At 63.1% G+C, this 21889-nt stretch carries 18 protein-coding genes; 5 read left to right on the forward strand and 13 right to left on the reverse strand.

Features of this window, described 5'->3' with window-relative positions; all coding sequences use genetic code 11:
• Positions 1 to 64 precede the first annotated feature (64 nt).
• Entirely contained in the window at positions 65 to 2551 is a 2487-nt protein-coding gene (plsB, locus tag D906_RS19125) for a glycerol-3-phosphate 1-O-acyltransferase PlsB (RefSeq protein WP_025753719.1), read from the reverse strand.
• Positions 2552 to 2784: 233 nt separating this feature from the next.
• Here plsB and D906_RS19130 point away from each other — a divergent pair, with 233 nt between their 5' ends.
• Positions 2785 to 2994 carry a cold-shock protein gene (locus tag D906_RS19130; RefSeq protein ID WP_003252255.1) on the forward strand — a complete coding sequence of 70 codons (210 nt, stop codon included), beginning with the start codon at positions 2785 to 2787 and terminating at the stop codon, positions 2992 to 2994.
• A 64-nt stretch (positions 2995 to 3058) separates the two neighbouring features.
• Here the strand turns inward: D906_RS19130 and D906_RS19135 are convergent, their stop codons facing one another.
• The 4 genes from D906_RS19135 to D906_RS19150 form a co-directional block, all read right to left on the reverse strand.
• On the reverse strand, positions 3059 to 3436 hold the full coding sequence (locus tag D906_RS19135; protein WP_016712948.1) for a hypothetical protein: 378 nt from the start codon (positions 3434 to 3436) through the stop codon (positions 3059 to 3061).
• Positions 3437 to 3453: 17 nt separating this feature from the next.
• The gene (locus D906_RS19140; protein WP_016712947.1) at positions 3454 to 4266 is read right to left on the reverse strand and encodes a putative RNA methyltransferase; all 813 of its coding nucleotides are present in this window, start codon (positions 4264 to 4266) and stop codon (positions 3454 to 3456) included.
• A complete protein-coding gene (gene dapE, locus D906_RS19145; protein ID WP_019098055.1) occupies positions 4266 to 5417 on the reverse strand; it encodes a succinyl-diaminopimelate desuccinylase in 1152 nt (383 codons plus the stop codon). Before dapE ends, D906_RS19140 begins: the two co-directional genes overlap by 1 nt.
• 95 nt (positions 5418 to 5512) lie before the next feature.
• Complete coding sequence (locus tag D906_RS19150; protein WP_019098054.1) at positions 5513 to 8104, reverse strand: glycosyltransferase; 2592 nt, start codon at positions 8102 to 8104, stop codon at positions 5513 to 5515.
• 119 nt (positions 8105 to 8223) lie between these two features.
• Here D906_RS19150 and tcdA point away from each other — a divergent pair, with 119 nt between their 5' ends.
• On the forward strand, positions 8224 to 9033 hold the full coding sequence (tcdA, locus tag D906_RS19155; protein WP_161751460.1) for a tRNA cyclic N6-threonylcarbamoyladenosine(37) synthase TcdA: 810 nt from the start codon (positions 8224 to 8226) through the stop codon (positions 9031 to 9033).
• A gap of 49 nt (positions 9034 to 9082) precedes the next feature.
• Here the strand turns inward: tcdA and D906_RS19160 are convergent, their stop codons facing one another.
• From D906_RS19160 to D906_RS19175, 4 genes are all read right to left on the reverse strand, one after another.
• Positions 9083 to 9493, reverse strand: a complete 411-nt coding sequence (locus D906_RS19160; protein WP_019098052.1) for a SufE family protein — start codon at positions 9491 to 9493, stop codon at positions 9083 to 9085.
• The gene (locus D906_RS19165) at positions 9490 to 10695 is read right to left on the reverse strand and encodes a cysteine desulfurase (RefSeq protein ID WP_025753717.1); all 1206 of its coding nucleotides are present in this window, start codon (positions 10693 to 10695) and stop codon (positions 9490 to 9492) included. Before D906_RS19165 ends, D906_RS19160 begins: the two co-directional genes overlap by 4 nt.
• 81 nt (positions 10696 to 10776) lie before the next feature.
• Positions 10777 to 11811 carry a 2,3,4,5-tetrahydropyridine-2,6-dicarboxylate N-succinyltransferase gene (gene dapD / locus D906_RS19170; RefSeq protein WP_019097531.1) on the reverse strand — a complete coding sequence of 345 codons (1035 nt, stop codon included), beginning with the start codon at positions 11809 to 11811 and terminating at the stop codon, positions 10777 to 10779.
• A 32-nt stretch (positions 11812 to 11843) separates the two neighbouring features.
• Positions 11844 to 12191 carry an ArsC family reductase gene (locus D906_RS19175; protein WP_003252272.1) on the reverse strand — a complete coding sequence of 116 codons (348 nt, stop codon included), beginning with the start codon at positions 12189 to 12191 and terminating at the stop codon, positions 11844 to 11846.
• Between the two features lie 276 nt (positions 12192 to 12467).
• Between D906_RS19175 and D906_RS19180 the strand changes: the two genes are divergently transcribed.
• On the forward strand, positions 12468 to 14114 hold the full coding sequence (locus D906_RS19180) for a Na+/H+ antiporter (protein WP_025753716.1): 1647 nt from the start codon (positions 12468 to 12470) through the stop codon (positions 14112 to 14114).
• Between the two features lie 54 nt (positions 14115 to 14168).
• Here the strand turns inward: D906_RS19180 and D906_RS19185 are convergent, their stop codons facing one another.
• From D906_RS19185 to map, 4 genes are all read right to left on the reverse strand, one after another.
• A complete protein-coding gene (locus tag D906_RS19185; RefSeq protein WP_019097529.1) occupies positions 14169 to 14915 on the reverse strand; it encodes a M12 family metallopeptidase in 747 nt (248 codons plus the stop codon).
• Between the two features lie 76 nt (positions 14916 to 14991).
• Positions 14992 to 16185 (reverse strand): succinyldiaminopimelate transaminase, encoded by a 1194-nt coding sequence (dapC, locus tag D906_RS19190; RefSeq protein ID WP_019097528.1) that lies wholly within the window; start codon positions 16183 to 16185, stop codon positions 14992 to 14994.
• Positions 16186 to 16215: 30 nt separating this feature from the next.
• Positions 16216 to 18918, reverse strand: coding sequence for a [protein-PII] uridylyltransferase (locus tag D906_RS19195; protein ID WP_019097527.1), 2703 nt, complete (start codon positions 18916 to 18918; stop codon positions 16216 to 16218).
• A 41-nt stretch (positions 18919 to 18959) separates the two neighbouring features.
• Positions 18960 to 19742 (reverse strand): type I methionyl aminopeptidase, encoded by a 783-nt coding sequence (map, locus tag D906_RS19200; RefSeq protein ID WP_016712936.1) that lies wholly within the window; start codon positions 19740 to 19742, stop codon positions 18960 to 18962.
• A gap of 347 nt (positions 19743 to 20089) precedes the next feature.
• Here map and rpsB point away from each other — a divergent pair, with 347 nt between their 5' ends.
• Positions 20090 to 20827, forward strand: coding sequence for a 30S ribosomal protein S2 (gene rpsB / locus D906_RS19205; RefSeq protein ID WP_003252287.1), 738 nt, complete (start codon positions 20090 to 20092; stop codon positions 20825 to 20827).
• Positions 20828 to 21012: 185 nt separating this feature from the next.
• Positions 21013 to 21876, forward strand: a complete 864-nt coding sequence (gene tsf, locus D906_RS19210; protein WP_016712935.1) for a translation elongation factor Ts — start codon at positions 21013 to 21015, stop codon at positions 21874 to 21876.
• Positions 21877 to 21889: the final 13 nt, after the last annotated feature.

Genomic DNA, 21889 nt, shown 5'->3' on the forward strand with positions numbered 1-21889 from the left:
GTCCTTGGCGTTGGCTTGTGGCCAACCCCAGGGACTTTAGCGGATTTTCCCGGCAGATAAAGCGTTAGAGGGTCGAAGTTTCCAGGCCATCGTCACGGTGCAGGGCCACTTGGCGGATCGACAGGCGTAGCTCCGCAGACAACACACGCTTGGCCACGCCCTCGGCCAGTTCGCCGAGCTTGTCGTGGTAACCCAGCTTGCCTTGAGCGTCGGCATGCAGCACGCCTTGCTCAAGCAGGGTCTGGATGAAGTGGCGGAACAGCGTTTTGTCGAAGAACTCCGGGGCATTCAGGCCATGCAGGATCGACAGGCGTTGGGCCATCATCACGCACAGGTCTTCCAGCGCCTCGGCGCTGAGGCTGTTCTGCCCGTTGTTGAGCAGCAGCGAAGTGGCCATGTAGAAGCGCTGCAGGGTCTGGGTGATAGTGCGGGCGAGCAGGGTCAGCAACACGAACTGCCGCGAGCTGGGCGCCGGGCGCACATACACCTCGCCGTCCATGCGCAGCAGGCCTTGCTCCACCAGCGCGGCCAGCCATTGGTCGATCACTTCCTCCAGCTGCTCTGGTGTCCAGCGCAAGAACAGTTCGGCCTGCAGGTACGGGTACAGCGCCTGTACATACTGGCCCAGCAATTCGCGGCTCATGCGCGAGCTGCTGAGGAAGAAGCTGGCCAGCAGCGCCGGCAGGGCGAAGATGTGCAGCACGTTGTTGCGGTAGTAGGTCATCAGGACCGCATTGCCTTCATCCAGGTACAGAATGCGGCCCAGGGCGTCCTTCTGTTCGGCCACCAGGTTCATGCTGCGTACATGTTCGATCAGCGCCTGGCCGTCGCCGTCGGGCAGGGTGGTATGGGGCGAGTAGGGCACTTGGCGCAGCAGCGCCAGGTACAGGTCCAGCACGCGGGTCAGGGCGCGTTCGTCCAGGGCCAGGCGGCTGGTGGACAGCAGCGCCAGGGCCACCAGGTTGACCGGGTTGATGGCAGCCGCTTCGTTCAGGTGACGGGCCACGGTTTCACCCAGGCGGGTGGTGGTAGCGTTGAGCCATTCCGGACGGTACTGCGGGCCATGGTCTTGCTCACGCCAGCCGGGCTGTTGTTCGTCGAGGAAGCCGGCCAGGCGGATCGGCTCGCCGAAGTTGACGTAGACCTGGCCAAAGCGCTGCTTGAGCGCGCCAAATACCTTGAAGATGTCGAACACCGACTCCTTCTTCTTGCTGGCACCACGCAGTTCGCCCAGGTAGGTGCGGCCTTCGAGTACGCGCTCGTAGCCGATGTACACCGGCACGAACACGATCGGCGTGCGCGACGAGCGCAGGAAACTGCGCAGGGTGATGGCCAGCATCCCGGTACGTGGTTGCAGCATGCGTCCGGTGCGCGAGCGGCCGCCTTCAACGAAGTACTCGACCGGGAAGCCCTTGGTGTACAGGGTGTGCAGGTACTCGTTGAACACGGCGGTGTACAACGGGTTGCCCTTGAACGTGCGGCGCATGAAGAACGCTCCGCCACGGCGCAGCAGATTGCCCACTACCGGCATGTTGAGGTTGATGCCCGCCGCCACGTGCGGCGGGGTGAGGCCGTTGCGGAACAGCAGGTACGACAGCAGCAGGTAGTCGATGTGGCTGCGGTGGCAGGGCACGTAAATCACTTCGTGGCCGGGGGCGATGCCCTGCACCTGCTCGATGTGGTTGACCTTGATGCCGTCGTAGATCTTGTTCCAGAACCAGCTCAGCACCACTTCAAGGAAGCGGATGGCGGTGTAGGTGTAGTCCGAGGCGATCTCGTTGCCATAGCGCAGCGCCTGGGCTTCGGCCTTGGCCAGCGGCAGGTTTTCGCGCTGTGCCTCGTCGACGATGGCCTGGCGCACTTGCGGTGCGTGCACCAGGCCTTTGACCAGGTTGCGCCGGTGCGAGATGTCCGGGCCGATGACCGCCGTCTTGAGGTTGCGGAAATGCACGCGCATCAGGCGTTGGGCCATGCGCACGGTGCGCTCGTGCCCTTTGTTGTGCTGCACCAGTTCGCGCAGGTGGATAGGCGCGGAGAACTGCACCCGGGTCTTGCGCCCCAGAATCAGTACGGTCAGCAGCCGGCGCAGGCGCCCGGTAACCGCCCAGCTGTCGGCGAACAGCAGCTTCCACGGGCTGGATTCACTGGCCGGGGTCTGGCCCCAGAACACGCTGACGGGAATGATCTGCGCATCTTCCTCGGCATGCTGGGTGACGGCAGCGACCAGGCGTTCAAGCGTCGGTGGCGCGCCGCTTTTGTCCTGCCGGCCCAGCCAGTCCGGGTCGGGGGTGAGGTAGAAGAACCCGGCCGGCTCCTGCAGTGGGCCCACGGCTACCGGCAATACCGGGCGCGGCAGCCCCGCTTTGGTGCATTCGTGGTCGAGCACGGCCAGGTCGGTGAGCGCGGGCGACGGCAGTGCATAGAACACCGGCCTGCTGCGGTCGAGGTTGAGGGACATGGACGACTGGTTGATGGTCTCGGAGCGCACCCACAGGTACAACAGGCGACGCAGGCCGCCGAAGATCAGGCGGTGCAGGGGGGAACGGGTCATGGGGTGTGTGCCCTGGGTGTGATGTTCAGGTGAGTATCCAGCTAATTAGTCTGCCGTATCGGCGTAAGTTCAGCAAAAATCGGCCAACTGCGGGACCGTCATCAATTTTTTTTGTTCTGTGTCATATACTCGGCCTGCCACTTGCAGGATATTTCGGCAAGCGGCGTTGGCACGGGGCAGGTGACCCTATGCCTGCACGGCGATCTTCACAATAAAAATCCGGAGTAGTTCAGATGTCGTCTCGTGAGACTGGGAACGTAAAGTGGTTCAACGATGCCAAGGGTTATGGCTTCATTCAGCGCGAAGGTGGTGCGGATGTATTCGTCCACTATCGGGCGATCCGCGGTGAGGGGCATCGTACCCTGGTCGAAGGGCAGCGCGTGGAATACGCCTGCGTGCAGGGCCAGAAAGGCCTGCAAGCCGAAGACGTAGTGGGCCTCTGAGCCTTTTGCGGTAAGCCTCAAGCTGCAAGTTGACCGTGTAACTTGCAGCCTGAAGCAACCTGTTTCAGCTGGTGCGCCAGGTGATTTCCTCTTCACCGTCGGCGCTGATGCGGACCCAGCGGTCGGCATCTTCTTCCCCGTCTTCCTCTACCCAGCCACCCGGCGCGCAACGCACTTCCACACCCAGTGCGGCGAAGGCGGCGCGGGCGCAGGCGACATCATCAGCCCATGGCGTCTGGTCGCTTTCCAGGTACAGGCTGTTCCATTTCCCTACAGCCTTGGGTAACCAGGTGACCGGAATGTTACCGGCCTGGCATTTGAAGGTGTGGCCTTTCTGCTTCCATTCGCTGCACGGGCCGATTGCCTGGGCGAGCCACTCGGCAATCTGCTTGTGGTCGACGTCGGCGTCCTTCAGGTAGATCTCGATATCAGGTTGGCGCATAAGGGCTCCGGGTGTGCTCAGTCTTGGCGCACGAAATAGTCATAACGCATGGAAACCGTAACCTCGAACGGCTCGGCCTGGTCGATGACCAGCGCGCGTTTTTCGGCGCTGGCGCGCCAGCCGTGCGGGGTCATGGCCAGCAGGTCGGCGCGGGCCTTGGGTTCGGCCAGGCTCAGGCGGAACTCAAGGGTTTCGCTGTGGGCATGGGCCATGCCTTCGGGGACCAGGGCCAGGTGTTTGTCGTCGGCGTAAGGGCGGACTTCATCGTAGAGCACTTCGCGCAGCTCCATCAGGTGGCCGCTGGTAGGGCCGACCCGCATCAGGCCGCCACCGGGGCTGAGCAGGCGCTTGGCCTCGGCCCAGTCCAGCGGGCTGAATACGCTGGCGATGAACTGGCAACTGGCGTCGGCCAGGGGCACGCGGGCCATGCTGGCAACCATCCAGGTGACTTCCGGTGCTCGACGGCAGGCACGCTTGACCGCCTCGCGGGAAATGTCCAGCGCGTAACCGTCGGCGGCCGGCAGGGCCTGGGCGATCTGTGCGGTGTAGTAACCCTCGCCGCAGCCGATGTCCAGCCAGGCGCCGGGCTGGCGCTCGGCGGCAAGCTCGGCCAGGCGGCTGGCCACCGGGGCATAGTGCCCGGCATCGAGGAAATCACGACGGGCTTCGACCATGGCCTGGTTGTCACCCGGGTCGCGGCTGTTTTTGTGCTGTACCGGCAGCAGGTTCAGGTAACCCTGGCGGGCGCGGTCGAAGCGGTGGCCGGCTGGGCACACCACACCATTGTCGAGCCGGCTCAGCGGCGCCTGGCAAAGGGGGCAGGCGAGCATCAGGCGAGCAACCGGACCAGGGTCTGGTAGTAGATTTCGGTCAGCAGGTCGAGGTCGCTGGCCAGAATCCGCTCGTCCACCTGGTGAATGGTGGCGTTGACCGGGCCCAGCTCGACCACTTGCGTACCCATGGTGGCGATGAAGCGGCCATCGGAGGTACCGCCGCTGGTGGACGGCAGGGTATCGCGGCCGGTGACGCCCTTGATGCTGGCCGCCACAGCGTCCAGCAGTTCGCCCGGTTCGGTGAGGAATGGCAGGCCAGACAGCGCCCAGTCGATGGACCAGTCCAGTTCATGCTTGTCGAGAATCGCCGAGACGCGCGCCTGCAGGCCTTCGACGGTGGACTCGGTAGAGAAGCGGAAGTTGAACAGTGCAGTCAGCTCGCCCGGGACCACGTTGGTGGCGCCGGTGCCGGAATTGAGGTTCGAGATCTGGAAGCTGGTCGGCGGGAAGAACGCGTTGCCTTCGTCCCAGTGCTCGGCTGCCAGCTCCGCCAGGGCCGGGGCGGCCAGGTGGATCGGGTTGCGCGCCAGGTGCGGGTAGGCCACGTGGCCTTGCTTGCCGCGCACGGTCAGTTTGGCACCCAGCGAACCGCGACGGCCGTTCTTGACCACGTCACCCAGCAGGGTGGTGCTGGAGGGTTCGCCGACGATGCACCAGTCCAGGCGTTCGTTGCGCGCTTTCAGGCGTTCGACCACTGCCTTGGTGCCGTGGTGAGCCGGGCCTTCCTCGTCGCTGGTGATCAGGAAGGCGACCTTGCCACGGTGGTTAGGGTAGTCGTGCACGAAGCGCTCGCTGGCGATCACCATGGAGGCCAGGCTGCCCTTCATGTCGGCAGCGCCACGGCCGCAGAGCATGCCGTCGGCGTCGATCAGCGCTTCGAACGGTTCATGCTGCCATTGCTGCACCGGGCCGGTGGGCACCACGTCGGTGTGGCCGGCAAAGCACAGCACCGGGCCTTCCTGGGTGCCGTGGGTGGCCCAGAAGTTGTCGACATCTTCAATGCGCATCGGCTCCAGCTGGAAACCCACGGCGCCCAGGCGGTTCATCATCTGCGCCTGGCAATCGGCGTCGACGGGGGTGACCGAGGGGCGACGGATCAGGTCGCAGGCCAGTTGAAGGGTAGGCGAGAGCTCGGCAGGGGCCGTCATGGGGGACTCCGGGGCAAGGCAAGGCGGGAAATCTGAGGGGCGTTATCTTATATCAAACTGAGGGGCGGTGGGGCTGCAAAGCAGCCCCGGCAATCTCAAGCCTGCTGCGGCTCGGCGGCCTTCTCCACTGGCTTGGGCAGCGAAGACAGCAGTGCCATCACCAGAGCCGCCACATACGGCAACGACTGCACCAGCAACATCGCCACCCAGAAGCGCATGTCCGAACTCGGCAGCCCTTGCACCAGGTAGATGCCCAGCGCCGCGCCCCACAGCAGCAACATGATGAACAGCTCTTCGCGTGCTTCGGACAGCGCCACCAGCAACCCATGGCTGTCGGCATTCTTCGGTGTGCGGAAGAACGGCATGCTGCTGGTGAAGAACCCGTACAGCACCGCCTTGGCGATGGTGTGCGACAGCGCAAGGCCGGCGAGCGCAGCGGCAAAGGCATCCTTCAGGTTAACCCCCACCGCGCGGCGATACAGGAAGATGATCTTGCCCACCTTGAAGAAGAACAGCGCCAGCGGCGGGATGGCGAAGATCATCAGCGGCGGGTCTACGCGGTGCGGGACGATGATCATCGCCGCCGACCACAGCAGCGCGCCGATGGTGAAGAAGATGTTCATGCCATCGGCAATCCATGGCAACCAGCCGGCCAGGAAGTGATAACGCTGGCCGCGGGTCAGCTCGCTGTCCTTGCCGCGCAGCAGGGCGCTGGCGTGGTGCTTGATGATCTGGATGGCGCCATAGGCCCAGCGGAAGCGCTGCTTCTTGAAGTCGATGAAGGTGTCGGGCATCAGGCCCTTGCCGTAGCTGTTGTGGGCGTACGCTGCCGACAGGCCTTTTTCGAACACGCGCAGGCCCAGTTCGGCGTCTTCGCAGATGCACCATTCGGCCCAGCCCAGCTCTTCCAGCACCGTACGCCGGGTCATGGTCATGGTGCCGTGCTGGATGATCGCGTCACGGTCGTTGCGGGTGACCATGCCAATGTGGAAAAAGCCTTTGTACTCGCTGTAGCACAGCTTCTTGAACGCACTTTCGTGCTGGTCGCGGTAGTCTTGCGGCGACTGCACCACGGCAATTTTCGGGTCGGCGAAGTGCGGCACCATGTGCTTGAGCCAGTTGCGGTCGACGCAGTAGTCCGAGTCGATCACCGCGATCACTTCGGCGTCCTTGGCGGTGTGCGGGATCAGGTAGTTCAGCGCGCCACCCTTGAAACCGGCCAGGGGCGAGACGTGGAAGAACTTGAAACGCTCGCCGAGCTTTTCACAGTGGGCCTTCAGCGGCTCCCACACGGCCGGGTCCTTGGTGTTGTTATCGATCACCAGCACTTCGTAGTCGGGGTAATCCAGTGCGGCCAGGGCGTCGAGGGTCTGCTTCACCATCTCGGGCGGCTCGTTGTAGCACGGCACATGCACCGACACCTTGGGCCGGTAAGCGCTGTCGGCCTGCACCGGCAAGAATTCGCGGCGGCGCTTGTGTATCCATACCGCCTCGGCCAGTTCATGGGCCTCGGTCAGCAGCACGATGAACACGCCCAGCGCGCCAAGGGCCAGCAGCACGCCCACGGTCAGGCTGAACCAGGTGCTGTATTGCTGGCTGTAGTCGTAAGCGATCCACACCAGCACCGACCCGCACAGGAAGGTGATGAAGGTAAGGAAGGTGCGGCCGCGCTGGCGCAGGGCCGAGCCGTCGATGAACAGCACCATCAAGGCGATCATGGCCAGCACGACCGATGCCACGGCCAACGCACGCCACTGCGGGATCGCCACCACCGGGCCGTCGAAGTTGAACTTTTGCTGGCGCTCGGCGTTATACACGCCCCAGTAGGCGCCTACCGAGCCTTCATCGCTGGCCTTCCACGGCTGGTCATAGGCTTCGATGACGAAGTAGTTGTAGCCACGGCGGTTGAGGGTGTTGACCAGGGTGCGCAGGTAGATGGCCTGGTCGGCCTGGGTGGCATCGGCACCCCCGCGCATGCGGCCGTTGCTCGGCCAGCCGACCTCTGACAGCAGCAGGGGTTTACGCGGGAACTGGTGCCGCAGTTCACGGGCACGGTCGAGCACGAACTCGACCGAATCCTTCATTGGCACGAACTCCCAGTAGGGCAGGATGTGCGCGGCAATCAGGTCGACGTGCTTGGCAATCTCCGGGTTTTCCTTCCAGATGTGCCATTGCTCACTGGTGGTCACGGGCACCTTCACAGCTGCACGCACGCGGTCCAGGTACTTGATCAGGTTTTCCGGGGTAACCTCTTCACGGAACAGCGCCTCGTTGCCGACCACGACCCGCACCACGCTGCGCGAGGTGTTGGCCAACTGGATGGCGGTGGCGATTTCGCGCTCGTTGCGCTCCAGGTCCGGGCTGATCCAGATGCCCAGCGTTACCCGCAGGCCGAATTCCTCGGCCAGGCGCGGGATGTCGGCCTGGGTCCCCTCCACGGTGTAGATGCGGATGCTGTCGGTCAGTTTGCTCAACTGCTCCAGGTCCTGGCGCATCTCGTCGTCACTGGGGTACTGGCCTTTTTGCGGGCTTTCACCCAGGCGGAACGGCGAATACGAAAAGCCAGAGATCTGCTCTGGCCAGGCGGGGGCGGAAACCGGGCGGTTGATCAGGGCCCAGAACCCGGTGAACAACGCGGCGATGGCCAGGACCACGACCAGGTTCAGGCCGAATTTACGTGAAGACATTGTCGTCCATTTGTGTCGAAGTGATAGGACATTAAAGCAGGGTTGGCAGTGTCTTTCCTAACGATGCAGGCCATGGGCCGGCTGGCATATAATGCGCGCCGGTTTTTTGGGGTATGAAGATGAGCACAGAAGATCCACGCTTCGCCGGCGTTGCCCGGTTATACGGCGACCAAGGGCTGCAGCGCCTGGGCCAGGCCCATGTGGCTGTGGTCGGGATTGGCGGGGTAGGCTCGTGGGTGGCTGAAGCGCTGGCCCGGAGCGGCGTAGGGGAAATCACCCTGTTCGACCTGGACGATGTGTGCGTCAGCAACACCAACCGCCAGGCCCATGCCCTGGAAGGCCAGGTGGGGCGGCCCAAGGTCGAGGTCATGGCCGAGCGCCTGCGGGCGATCAACCCGGCGTGCACGGTGCATGCGGTGGCCGACTTCGTTACCCGCGAGACCATGGTCGAGTACATTACCGAAAACCTCGACTGCGTGATCGACTGCATCGACAGCGTCATGGCCAAGGCGGCGCTGATCGCCTGGTGCCGTCGGCGCAAGATCGCCATCGTCACCACCGGTGGTGCCGGCGGGCAGATCGACCCCACGCAAATCCAGATTGCCGACCTGAACAAGACCTTCAACGACCCGCTGGCTTCGCGGGTGCGGTCCACCTTGCGTCGCGATTACAACTTCTCGCGCAATGTCAGCCGCAACTATGGCGTGCCATGCGTGTTCTCCAGCGAGCAGCTGCGCTACCCCAAGGGCGATGGTAGCGTTTGTCTGCAGAAGAGTTTCGTGGGCGAGGGGGTGCGGCTGGACTGCTCGGGTGGCTTTGGCGCGGTGATGATGGTGACCGCGACCTTTGGCATGGTGGCGGCGAGCAAGGCAATCGAAAAGTTGGTGGCAGGTGCGCGGCGGCCCTCGGAACGAGTCAAACCTGATTAAATTGCGTGGGCTTCTTCGTGGGTAAACCCGCGAAGAAGCCAGCGCCGATTTAGCGGTTGGACGCCAGCTCCGCCATCCGCTGCAACACCGCATGCAGCCCATTACTGCGCGATGGCGACAGCTGACGCTCCAGCCCCAGCTGTGTGAACCACTCACGCAGGTCCAGCCCGACCAATTCTTCACTGGCCAAGCCTTGAACCCTTACCAGCAACAAGGCCAGTAGCCCACGCAACAAGCGTGCATCGCTGGTGGCCTTGAACCGCCAAAGCCCATCAACGTGCTCGGCCACCAGCCAAACCAGGCTTTCGCAGCCATGCACCCGGTTGGCGTCGGTCTTCTCGGTATCATCCAGCGGTTCCAGCCGCTCTCCCCACTGCATCAGCAGCCGCGCCCGCTGTTCCCAACCCTTGCCCTGTGCAAAAGCCTCCAGCGCCTGACGTGCTTGCTCCGGCATGCTCATCGCAGCAGCTCCAGGCCCTGATCCAGCGCAGCGAAGAAGCGCTGAAGGTCATCGCTGTCGTTGTACAAGCCCAACGACACTCGAATTGCGCCTTCAAGGCCCAAGCCTTTCAGCAACGGCATGGCGCAATGGTGCCCGGCACGCACGGCAATACCCTGTTCGGTAAGCAAGTGGGCGATATCGGCATTGTGCACCCCCTCGATGACAAAGCTGGCCAAGGCCGCCTGTGGCGCACCGAGCACCCGCACGCCTTCGCGGTCGGCCAGCCCCCGGAGCAGGTGCTGGTGCAGGCTGGTTTCATGGGCTTCGAGCGCCTGGGCGTCGAGGCTGGCCAGGTAGTCCAGGGTTGCGCCCAGACCAATCACCCCGGCGATTGGCGGCGTTCCCGCCTCGAACCCCAGCGGTGCGGGACGGAAGCTAGCGCTCTGGTACTCGGCCAGTTGCACCATCTCGCCCCCGAACTGCCAGTGGCGCAACAGTTCCAGCGCCTGAGGGCGGCCATACAGCACGCCAACCCCGTCCGGGCCATACAGCTTGTGGCTGGAGAACACATAGAAGTCGCAACCCAGGTGCTGCACATCATGGCGACCATGCACCACGCCCTGGGCGCCGTCGACCACGGTCAGTGTGCCCTGGGCGCGGGCATGGGCCAGTAGCGCCGGCAGCGGCTGCCAGGTGCCCAGCACGTTGGACAGCTGGCTGACCGCCAGCACCCGGGTGCGGGGGCCGATCAGTTGCAGCGCCTGGTCCAGGTCGATGCGGCCGTGGGCATCCAGCGGCAGCACCACCAGGCGCAGGTTGCGCCGGCGCGCCAGCTGTTGCCAGGGCAGCAGGTTGGCATGGTGCTCCAGCGCGCTGACGGCGATTTCGTCACCGGCTTCGAAGCGATGTTCCAGGCCATAGGCCAGAAGGTTCAGCGCCGAGGTGGCGCCGTGGGTGAACACGATCTGCCGGGAGTCTGCGGCATTCAGCCAGGCGGCAACCTTGTCGCGGCTGGTCTCGAACGCCTGGGTTGCCAGTGCGCCGGGCAAGTGCTGGGCACGGTGCACGTTGGCCGCGCCATGGCCGTAATAATGGCTCAGGGCGTCAAGCAGGGCTTGCGGCTTCTGGGTGGTGGCGGCACTGTCCAGGTAGGTCTGGTGCTGCCGTTGCAGGGCGGCGATGGCGGGGAAGTCGGCACGCCAGGGGGAGGGCTGGAACATGTTCACGGGGCCTGGAATGAAAATCGGGTCTGGCGCGGTGGCGCCAGACCCGATCTTAACACCTCAAACCGGGGAAGGTTCTCAGTTGTGGGCGTGCAGCGCTTCGTTCAGCTCGATGGCCGACTTGTGGGTCTTGCACTCCACGGCGCCGTTCAGCGAGTTGCGGCGGAACAGCAGGTCGGTCTGGCCAGCCAGGTCGCGGGCCTTGACCACTTTGACCAGCTCGTTGTTCTCGTCCAGCAGGTTCACCTTGGTGCCCGCAGTGATGTACAGGCCGGCTTCGACGGTGTTGCGGTCGCCCAGCGGAATGCCGATACCGGCGTTGGCGCCGATCAGGCAGCCTTCACCCACCTTGATGACGATGTTGCCGCCACCGGACAGGGTACCCATGGTCGAGCAGCCGCCGCCCAGGTCCGAGCCCTTGCCAACGAATACGCCAGCGGACACGCGGCCTTCGATCATGCCTGGGCCTTCGGTGCCAGCGTTAAAGTTGACGAAGCCTTCGTGCATGATGGTGGTGCCTTCGCCGATGTAGGCACCCAGGCGCACACGGGCGGTGTCGGCGATACGCACGCCGGCAGGGACCACGTAGTCGGTCATTTTCGGGAACTTGTCCACCGAGAACACTTCCAGCAGCTCGCCCTTCAGGCGCGCTTCCAGTTGCAGCTCGGCCAGTTCGGCCAGATCGACCGCGCCCTGGTTGGTCCAGGCCACGTTCGGCAGCAGCGGGAAGATACCGGCCAGGCTAACACCGTGCGGCTTGACCAGGCGGTGCGACAGCAGGTGCAGCTTCAGGTAGGCCTCTGGGGTGGAGGTCAGGGCAGCGTCTTCGGCCAGCAGGGTGGCGACCAGCGGCTTGTGGCTCTCGGCCAGGCGGGTCAGCAGGGCGGCCTGGGCCGCGTCAACGCCTTTCAGGGCTTCGGCCAGTTGCGCGGCCTGGGCGTTGCTGAAGGCGATGGCCTGGTTGCCACTTTCATAGCCCAGCACTGGGGCTACAGCAGCGACCAGTTCGGCGCTCGGGTTGAGCAGGGGTTGTGCGTAGAACACTTCAAGCCAGGCGCCCTGGCGGTTCTGGGAGCCGACACCGAAGGCCAGGCTGAACAGGGTATTGGACATGTGATTACCTCGTGCGAAATAGGGGAGGGGGCTCAGGCCAGGGCAGCGGCGTACAGGTCGGGCTTGAAGCCGACCAGGGTACGCGCGCCAAGGTCCAGCACCGGGCGTTTGATCATCGACGGCTGGGCCAGCATCAGCTCGACGGCCTTGGCCTGGTCGAGGTCGGCCTTGCTGGCGTCGTCCAGCTTGCGGAAAGTGGTGCCGGCACGGTTGAGGATGACTTCCCAGCCGTGTTCGTCGCACCAGCGGTTCAGGCTGTCACGGTCGATGCCTTGGGTCTTGTAGTCGTGGAATTCGTAGGCGATGGCCTTGTCTTCGAGCCAGGTACGCGCCTTTTTCATGGTGTCACAAGCTTTGATGCCGTAGAGCGTGTAGGTCATTGTGTGCATTGGGGTCACAGGTTGCCCCAATCTCTCCGTTTTCCAAATGTCAGTCGCGGGATTATGCGGGAACGATCCTGTGAGCGCCACGGGTGTACTTGTCTTGAACCGTGCAGCGTGTCGGAGATCGAGCGAGGTATCATCATGTTACATATTCCCTGGCCACCTGCGACTATCGTGCAGCGGCCCCAAACCGCTGCTCGCCGCTAACATATTGTTTCAATGGCGATGTTTCGCCCTGCTATCGTTTCTGGTTCATAAAGGAAGCTTTCCCGGATGCAGTCCGCCTACACCGTCCTCATCCTGCTGACGCTGGTCAGCCTGTCGAAGCTGGTCGGCCGCATGATTCCGCTGCCCCTGCCGCTGGTGCAGATCGCTGCCGGTGCCTTGCTGGCCTTGCCGACACTGGGCCTGCATGTAGCCCTGGACCCCGAATTGTTCCTGTTCCTGTTCTTGCCGCCGCTGCTGTTTGCCGACGGCTGGCGCATCCCCAAGCGTGAGCTGTGGCGCATCCGCGGGCCAGTGGTGGCGCTGGCCGTTGGTCTGGTGCTGTTCACCGTGGTCGGAGCTGGCTACTTCATTCACTGGTTGCTGCCGAGCATCCCGCTGCCAGTGGCCTTTGCCCTGGCGGCGGTGCTGTCGCCGACTGACGCCGTGGCGGTTTCGGCCATCGCCCAGGACCGCTTGCCCACGCCCCTGATGCACATGCTGCAGGGAGAGGCCCTGATGAACGACGCATCAGGCCTGGTGACCTTCAAGTTCGCCCTGGCGGCGGCGATCACCGGGGTGTTCTCGCTGACGGATGCAAGCTTCAGTTTCGTCCTGGTGGCGCTTGGCGGCCTCGCGGTGGGTGTGGGCCTGAGCTGGCTGGTGGGCCGCCTGCGCGCCTGGATGATCGCCCGTGGCTGGGACGACCCGGCCACCCATGTGGTGTTCATGTTGCTGCTGCCGTTCGCCGCCTACGTGCTGGCCGAGCGCCTGGGCGTGTCGGGCATCCTCTCGGCAGTCGCGGCGGGCATGATGCAGAGCTGGCTCGACCTGCTGCCACGGCAAACCAGCACCCGCCTGCTCAACCGCAGTGTCTGGTCGCTGCTGGAGTTCGCCTTCAATGGCCTGATCTTCCTGCTGCTGGGCCTGCAACTGCCAGACATCATCAAGGCCGTGGTAAGCCATGAAACCACGTTGTGGCCAACCCTGGCCTGGCGCTGCCTGGACGTGGTGGCGATCTTTGCAGCGCTGATTTTACTGCGGTTCATCTGGGTGCAGAGCATCTGGCGCTCGATCGGTGTGGTGCGTCGCTGGCGCGGCAAGCCGGCGCTGGTGCTGATGCCCACGGCGCGCTCCTGCTGGCTGCTGACCCTGGGCGGTGTACGCGGTGCGGTCACCCTGGCCGGTGTGATGTCGGTGCCGCTGCTGATGGGGGCAGGCAAGGCGTTCCCGGAGCGTGACCTGCTGATCTTCATCGCCGCCGGGGTGATCCTGTTGTCGTTGATCAGTGCCTGTATTGCGCTGCCGCTGTTGCTGCGGGGGGTGACCAAGAGCCCGGACGAGCGGCTGCACCAGGAAGTGCAGGATGCCTGGCGGCGCACGGCCGAGGCTGCGATCCATGCGCTGGAGGCAGAGGAAGTGATTGACAGCAACGCGCCGCAGGACGCCGCGCAAGCAACCCTGGCGACCGAACTCAAGGCACGCCTGATGGCTGAATACCGGGATGAACTGGACAGCTACAACGACAGTGCCGAAGCCAAGGCCCTGGCCGAGCAGATGGACTTGCTGGAGCGCCGCTTGCGCCTGCGTGCCCTGCGGGCGCAGCGGCTGGAACTTTACAACCTGCACCGCCAGCACCTGGTGGGTGATGAAGTGGTGCGGCAGGTGCTGGGGGAGTTGGACATGAGTGAGGCGAACCTGGGGCAGGTCAGGTAAGTGTGGGGGCCGCTTTGCCGCCTGAACCTTGGCGCGGCGGCCCTGATGTTTGAATTAATAGTAGGGGTAGGCGCGGCTCATGAACGTTTTGTCTTTTTCACTCAGTTCAGTGTTGAGTTTTATCTCGAAACTACCGTCGGTTAACTCCGGTTGGACCTGATAGTGCATGACCGATAGAGGGTCATAGGGGGTGGTCAGCAACCCTGAAGCTGGGAGTGGGGTGAAGTACTGTTGTTCGACATCTTGTGCACTCCAACCAGGGATACCTATGTGTAGCGAGTGTATGAGCGCCTTGTTCCAGGGGATCTCTGCATCAGGATGCTGGTGCTCATGTTGTGCGCCTAGTGCGTGGCCGAATTCGTGCAGGACTGTATGGGTAAAGTAATCGCCTTGCTCCGGCCTTACCGTGAGCACCATCGACTCCCATGGGCGGTCCAGCAGGCAGTCAGTGCCGATTGCACATTCATTGATCGGCCCTCTTTCGTTGCTGGTCAAGATGGTGATATCGGCATCCGTCGTGTTGTTTTTCATGAAGCGGAAGCGGATGTTGCCGTAGGCAAGCCATTTGGCGGCGACGTCGGTGATGGCTTCTTTCAAGTCGGCGCTCGGGCTGCCCAGGAACGATACCTTCAGCGTGCTGCCGGTTGGCCACAGCTTGCCATGTTGAGCTACCGAGCGTTTCTTGCGTGAGCCTGACGAGGCACTGTTGGGCGCATTGAGCGGGTTGACCGCAATGGCGTTTTCGTATGACAACTGCGGGTCTTTGTCGCTCCGGCAGCGGCAGAAAGGAAGTGAGTGCATGCGCGAGTCTCCTGGTTGAGGTGCTTCAGTCTCAACTGGCAGCGACTCGCGCGTGCCTTAATTATTTGCTGCAATGTCAGGCGCGAAGAAAGTCCCGAATCCGCTCTGCCGCCTCGATGCACTCGGCCAGCGGTGCAACCAGCGCCATGCGCACACGCCCGGCACCCGGGTTCACGCCGTCCACCTCACGCGACAGGTACGACCCCGGCACCACGGTCACATGCTGGGCTTCGAACAGGTCGCGGGTGAACTCGGCATCGCCACCCGGCACCTTGGCCCACAGGTAGAAGCTGCCGTCCGGGCGCTGCACGTCCAGCACCGGTTGCAGGATGTCCAGCACGGCATCGTACTTGGCGCGGTACTGGTCGCGGTTCTCGCGCACATGCGCCTCGTCCTGCCAGGCGGCAATGCTGGCCAGCTGGGTTTGCACCGGCATGGCGCAGCCGTGGTAGGTGCGGTACAGCAGGAACGGCTTGATGATCTCGGCATCGCCCGCGACGAAGCCCGAACGCAGGCCCGGAAGGTTGGAACGCTTGGACAGGCTGTGGAACACCACGCAACGTTTGAAGTCGCTGCGGCCCAGTTCGGCACAGGCGGTCAGCAGGCCTGGAGGCGGCGCGTCTTCGTCGAAGTACAGCTCGCTGTAGCATTCGTCGGCAGCGATCACGAAGTCGTGCTCGTCAGCCAGGGCGATCAGCTTCTTCAGGGTATCCATCGGCACCAGCGCGCCAGTGGGGTTGCCTGGCGAGCACAGGAACAGGATCTGGCAACGTTTCCACACTTCGGCCGGCACCGCGTCAAAGTCGGGGTTGAAACCATTGCTTTCCAGGCACGGCAGGTAGTGCGGGGTGGCCCCGGCCAACAGCGCTGCGCCTTCGTAGATCTGGTAGAACGGGTTGGGGCTGACCACCAGGCCATCATCGGCGCGGTTGACCACGGCCTGGGTGAAGGCGAACAGCGCTTCGCGGGTACCGTTGACCGGCAGGATGTGGCGGTCGGCGTCCAGCCAGCCGGCGGGCACGCCAAAGCGCCGTTCGCACCATTGACCAATCGCCTGGCGCAGTGCCGGCAGGCCGATGGTGCTGGGATATACCGCCAGCTTGTCGAGGTTGTCGGCCATGGCCTGGGCGACGAACGCCGGCGATTCGTGCTTCGGCTCACCGATCGACAGGGCGATGGCGCGTTTGTCCGCCGCAGGCTTCACGCTACCCAGCAGGGCGCGGAGCTTTTCGAAGGGGTAGGGCTGAAGCTGGGTCAAGGCATGGTTCATCGGCGCAAGGTCTCGTCAATCGTCTAATCGTTAAAAGGTCACGCGGGTCGGGCTGGCGTCGCTACCTTGGCCGGCCTGCAGTTGCTGCACGATGGCTTCCTGCAGGCGGCTGCACAGCTGCGGGTCGGACAGCGGCTGGTTGTCGGCATCGGTGATGAAGAACACGTCTTCCACCCGTTCGCCGAGGGTGGCGATCTTGGCGTTTTGCAGCGACAGGTCGAACTCCAGGAAAATCCGCCCAAGCCGGGCCAGTAGCCCTGGGCGATCGGGCGCAGTGATTTCGAGGATGGTCACCGGGCGCTGGGCATCGTTGAGGATGGTTACCTGTGGCGGGAAGTCGAAGTGCTTGAGCTGGCGCGGTACCCGGCGCTGGATGATGGTCGGGTAGTCCTCGGGGTTGCGCAGCGCTTCGGTCAGGCCGTCGCGAATCTGTTTGACCCGCTGCGGGTTGTCGCCGATCGAGCCGCCGTCGTTATCCAGCACGATGTAGGTGTCGAGGGTGAACTGGCTGCTCGACGTGATGATCCGCGCGTCATGAATGTTCAGGTTCAGCTGCGACATGGCGGCCACCGTCACGGCGAAGAAATCATGCTGGTCGGGGGCATAGATGAAGATCTGCGTGCCGCCTTCGAACTCGCGCTGGGTGGTTTCCTTGATCAGCACCAGCGGCCCGCCATCGGCGGGTTGCTGCAGAATCGCGTCACTGTGCCAGGCCACGTCGGCGGCGTTGTGCTTGAGGAAGTAGTCATCGCCCAGTTGCGACCACAGCTGCTCGACGTCGTCCGGGTCGGTGCCTTCGCGCACCAGGATATCCAGCGCTGCGGATTGTGTCTGGCGAATTTGCTCTTCGCGGTCCAGCGGGTTTTCCAGGCCCCGGCGCAGGGCACGCTTGGTCTCGGTATACAGCTGACGCAGCAGGCTGGCTCGCCAGGAGTTCCACAGGCTGGGGTTGGTGGCGTTGATGTCGGCCACGGTCAGCACGTAGAGGTAGTCAAGGCGTGTCTCGTCACCCACGTGCAGGGCAAAGTCGTTGATCACCTGCGGGTCGGACAGGTCCTTGCGCTGGGCGGTGGTCGACATCACCAGGTGGTTCTGCACCAGCCAGACGATCAGGCGGCTGTCCCAGGCCGGCAACTGGTGGCGCTCGCAGAACTTCTTCGCATCCACTGCGCCGAGGTCGGAGTGGTCGCCCTGGCGGCCTTTGCCGATGTCGTGGTACAGGCCAGCCAGGTAGATCAGCTCGGGTTTGGGCAGGCGGCCCATGAGCTTGCTGGCCAGCGGGAATTTCTCGGACACCGGCGTGTATTGCAGCTTGCGCAGGTGCTTGATGAGGTTGAGGGTGTGCGCATCGACCGTATAGATATGGAACAGGTCATGCTGCATCTGCCCGACAATCAGCCCGAACTCCGGCAGGTAGCGGCCAAGGATGCCGTAGCGGTTCATCCGCCGCAGGTTGCGGTGGATGCCGATTTCGCACTTGAACAGCTCGATGAACAGGCTGGTGTTGCGGATGTCGGTGCGGAACGTGTCATCGATCAGGTGCCGGTGCTCGCGCAGCAGGCGCACGGTATCGGCACGCACGCCTTTGATTTCCGGGTGCTGGGCCATCAGCACGAAGATTTCCAGCATGGCGAACGGCGTGCGCTTGAACACGTTCGCGTTGGTGGCCTCGATATAGCCATCATGCAGGCGGAAACGCGCATTCAGCGGCTGGGTGGTGCCGCTGTCCTCGTCGGCGAGGATCACTTCCTCGAAATGCTGGATGATCAGGTCGCACAGCTGGCTGATGCTCATCACCACCCGGTAGTACTGCTGCATGAACTGCTCGATTGCCCGCTTGGGGTTTTCGTCGCTGTATCCCAGCAGTGCGGCCAGGCTGCGCTGATGATCGAACAGCAGCCGGTCCTCGGCGCGCCCGGCCAGCATGTGCAGGGCGTAGCGCACCTTCCACAGAAAGTCCTGGGAGGAGGCCAGCAGCTCGTTCTCGCTTTCCAGCAAAAAGCCTTCGCCAGCCAGTGCATGCAGGTTCAGGGTGCCGTACTGGCGGCGCGCCACCCACAGTACCGTCTGGATATCGCGCAGGCCGCCTGGTGAGCCCTTGACGTTGGGTTCGAGGTTGTACTCGGTGTCGTTGTACTTGTGGTGGCGGGCCTTGAGTTCGGCGCGCTTGGCCAGGAAAAATTCCTTGCTCGGCCACATGTGTGCGGTGCTGGTTACCTCCAGCATGCGTTGGCGCAGGGCCTCGGGGCCGGCAATGGTGCGGCTTTCCATCAGGTTGGTGATGACCGTCAGGTCGGCGCGGGCCTGCTCGGCACACTCGTCGACGGTGCGCACGCTCTGGCCCACTTCCAGGCCGATGTCCCACAGCAAGGTGAGAAAACGTTCGATGGCATCGCGGTACTGCTCGTGCTCGGCGGCGCCCAGCAAGATCAGCAGGTCGATGTCCGAATGCGGGTGCAGTTCACCGCGCCCGTAGCCGCCCACCGCAACCAGGGCGATGCCGCTGTGGTCGCCCCAGTCGAACTGGTTCCACGCCTGTTGCAGGATATTGTCCACGAGCCAGGCGCGGGCTTCGATCAGTGGGCGGATTTCGCCGCCCGCGCGAAAACGCTTGTCGAGCACCTCGCCGGCCAGGCGGATGGCTTTCTTGAAGGCGGCGATAGGGCTCGCCTTGAGGGCCAGTTCCGCCTGGAACTGACCGCGGTCGAACAGCTCGGGATCCACCTGGGGCATCGCGTCACGTTCCTGTCGTGGGGTGGCCTGTCGGAGTACGGTCAGGCCGAGGTGCGCGGGATGGTGTCGTCCTTGCGCAGGGTGAAGATCTCGTAGCCCGTCGCGGTCACCACCAGTGTGTGTTCCCATTGGGCCGAGAGCTTGCGGTCCTTGGTGATGGCGGTCCAGCCATCGCCCAGTACCTTGGTGTCGGCCTTGCCCTGGTTGATCATCGGCTCGATGGTGAAGGTCATGCCTTCTTTCAGTTCCATGCCGGTGCCGGCACGGCCGTAGTGCAGGATCTGCGGCTCTTCGTGGAACACCTTGCCGATGCCGTGGCCGCAAAACTCGCGCACCACCGAGAAGCCGTTCTTTTCCGCGTGCTTCTGGATCACTTCACCGATGTCGCCCAGGCGGCAGCCTGGCTTGACCAGCTCGATGGCCTTGTACATGCACTCCTGGGTCACCTTGGACAGGCGTTCGGCCCATACCGGCACGGTACCGACGTGGAACATGCGGCTGGTGTCGCCGTGGTAGCCGTCCTTGATCACGGTGACGTCGATGTTGAGCGTGTCACCGTCCTTGAGCGGCTTGTCGTTGGGGATGCCGTGGCAGACCACATGGTTGATCGAGGTGCAGATCGACTTCGGGTAGCCCTTGTAGTTGAGCGGTGCCGGGATGGCCTGCTGGACGTTGACGATATAGTCGTGGCACAGGCGGTCGAGCGCTTCGGTGGTGACACCAGGCTTGACGTGTTCTTCGATCATTTCCAGCACCTCGGCGGCCAGGCGGCCAGCGATGCGCATCTTTTCGATGTCTTCTGCGGTCTTGATGGTGACGGTCATTACAGGCTCTCTACGGCGCCGTATACGGCGCGAACAAACGGGAAAGGCCGGATTCTAGCAGAGCAAGGCGCCGATCGGTCGGGATAAAGGCGGCCAGGCTGCTGTCTATAGCTGGCATTCTGGCGCGAAAGCGCAGGTGCTGCAAAAGCCGCTGACGGACGCAACAGTATCCGGGTTCCGTTCGGCCGCGGTGTGTGGTATAAAATGCGCCGCTTTCGGGGACGACCCCGTCAGCACTTAAACCCACACACGTGTCGACACGATGACCTGGGTGCCCCGAGTTGCGAAATTCGCGGGTTGGTCATTGGGATACGTGGAGGCCCAACCCGACTTATCAAGGAACTATCATGTCCCAAGTCAACATGCGCGATATGCTGAAGGCCGGTGTGCACTTCGGCCACCAGACCCGTTACTGGAACCCGAAAATGGGCAAGTACATTTTCGGCGCGCGCAACAAGATCCACATCGTCAACCTGGAAAAAACCCTGCCAATGTTCAACGACGCTCTGTCGTTCGTTGAGCGCCTGGCCCAGGGCAAGAACAAGATCCTGTTCGTCGGCACCAAGCGTTCCGCCGGCAAGATCGTCGCCGAGCAAGCTGCTCGTTGCGGTTCGCCGTACGTTGACCACCGTTGGTTGGGCGGCATGCTGACCAACTACAAGACCATCCGCGCTTCGATCAAGCGTCTGCGCGACCTGGAAACCCAGGCCGAAGACGGCACTTTCGCCAAGCTGACCAAGAAAGAAGCCCTGATGCGCTCCCGCGACCTGGAAAAACTGGATCGCAGCCTGGGCGGCATCAAGGATATGGGCGGTCTGCCAGACGCTCTGTTCGTTATCGACGTTGATCACGAGCGCATCGCGATCACCGAAGCCAACAAGCTGGGCATCCCGGTTATCGGCGTTGTCGATACCAACAGCAGCCCTGAAGGTGTTGACTACATCATCCCGGGTAACGATGACGCCATCCGCGCTATCGAGCTGTACATGACTTCGATGGCTGACGCAGTCATCCGCGGCCGCAACAACGTTGCCGGCGGCACCGAAGTTTACGCTGAAGAAGCGGCTGCACCTGCTGCTGAGTAATAGGCGCTAGCGTCTACTTGGCACGCAAAAAGGGGGCTCTGCCCCCTTTTTGCCACCTTGAAATCCTGCTGTCAGCATCGGCCCCGCATCATGGGCTCGCTGAAATGAAAACAGCGGATTAGCAGAATTGAACGCCCGTGACGAACGGGTGGAATGGTTGAAAAACTTTCCAAGAGGATTTTGAAATGGCAGCAATTACTGCAGCGCTGGTAAAAGAACTGCGCGAGCGTACCGGCGAAGGCATGATGGATTGCAAAAAGGCCCTGGAAAAGGCCGGCGGCGACATCGAGAAAGCCATTGACGACATGCGTGCCTCGGGCGCCATCAAGGCCGCCAAAAAGGCTGGCAACGTCGCTGCTGAAGGCGCTATCGCCGTCAAGACCGACGGTAAATCCGCCGTCCTGCTGGAAGTGAACTCGCAGACCGACTTCCTGGCCCTGCAAGACGACTTCAAGAACTTCGTAGCCGAAAGCCTCGAGCAAGCCTTCGCCGAGAAGCTTACCGACGCTGCTCCGCTGATCGCTTCGCGTGAAGCGGCTCGTGAAGCCCTGGTTGCCAAGTGCGGCGAGAACGTCAACATCCGTCGCCTGGTGCGCGTTGAGGGTGACGTTGTCGGTGCCTACCTGCACGGCAACAAGATCGGCGCTGCCGTTGTCCTGAAAGGCGGTGACGTCGAGCTGGCCAAGAACATCGCCATGCACGTTGCAGCTTCGAACCCAGAGTTCCTGGATTCGTCGGAAATCTCCGCCGAGGCCATCGAGCGCGAGAAGGGTGTCTTCCTGCAACTGAACGCCGACAAGATCGCCGGCAAGCCGGAAAACATCGTTGAGAACATGATCAACGGCCGTATCACCAAGTTCAAAGCCGAAGCCTCGCTGAAAGAGCAAGCTTTCGTTATGAACCCGGAAGTCAAAGTTGGCGAACTGGCCAAGAAAGCCGGCGCTGAAATCGTTTCCTTCACCTACTTCAAAGTAGGCGAAGGCATCGAGAAGCCAGTCGACGACTTCGCTGCTGAAGTTGCCGCTCAGGTAGCTGCTGCCAAGCAGTAAGACAGCCCCGTCT

This window comes from Pseudomonas sp. LAIL14HWK12:I1 (assembly GCF_003202095.1).
GTDB classification, from domain to species: domain Bacteria; phylum Pseudomonadota; class Gammaproteobacteria; order Pseudomonadales; family Pseudomonadaceae; genus Aquipseudomonas; species Aquipseudomonas monteilii.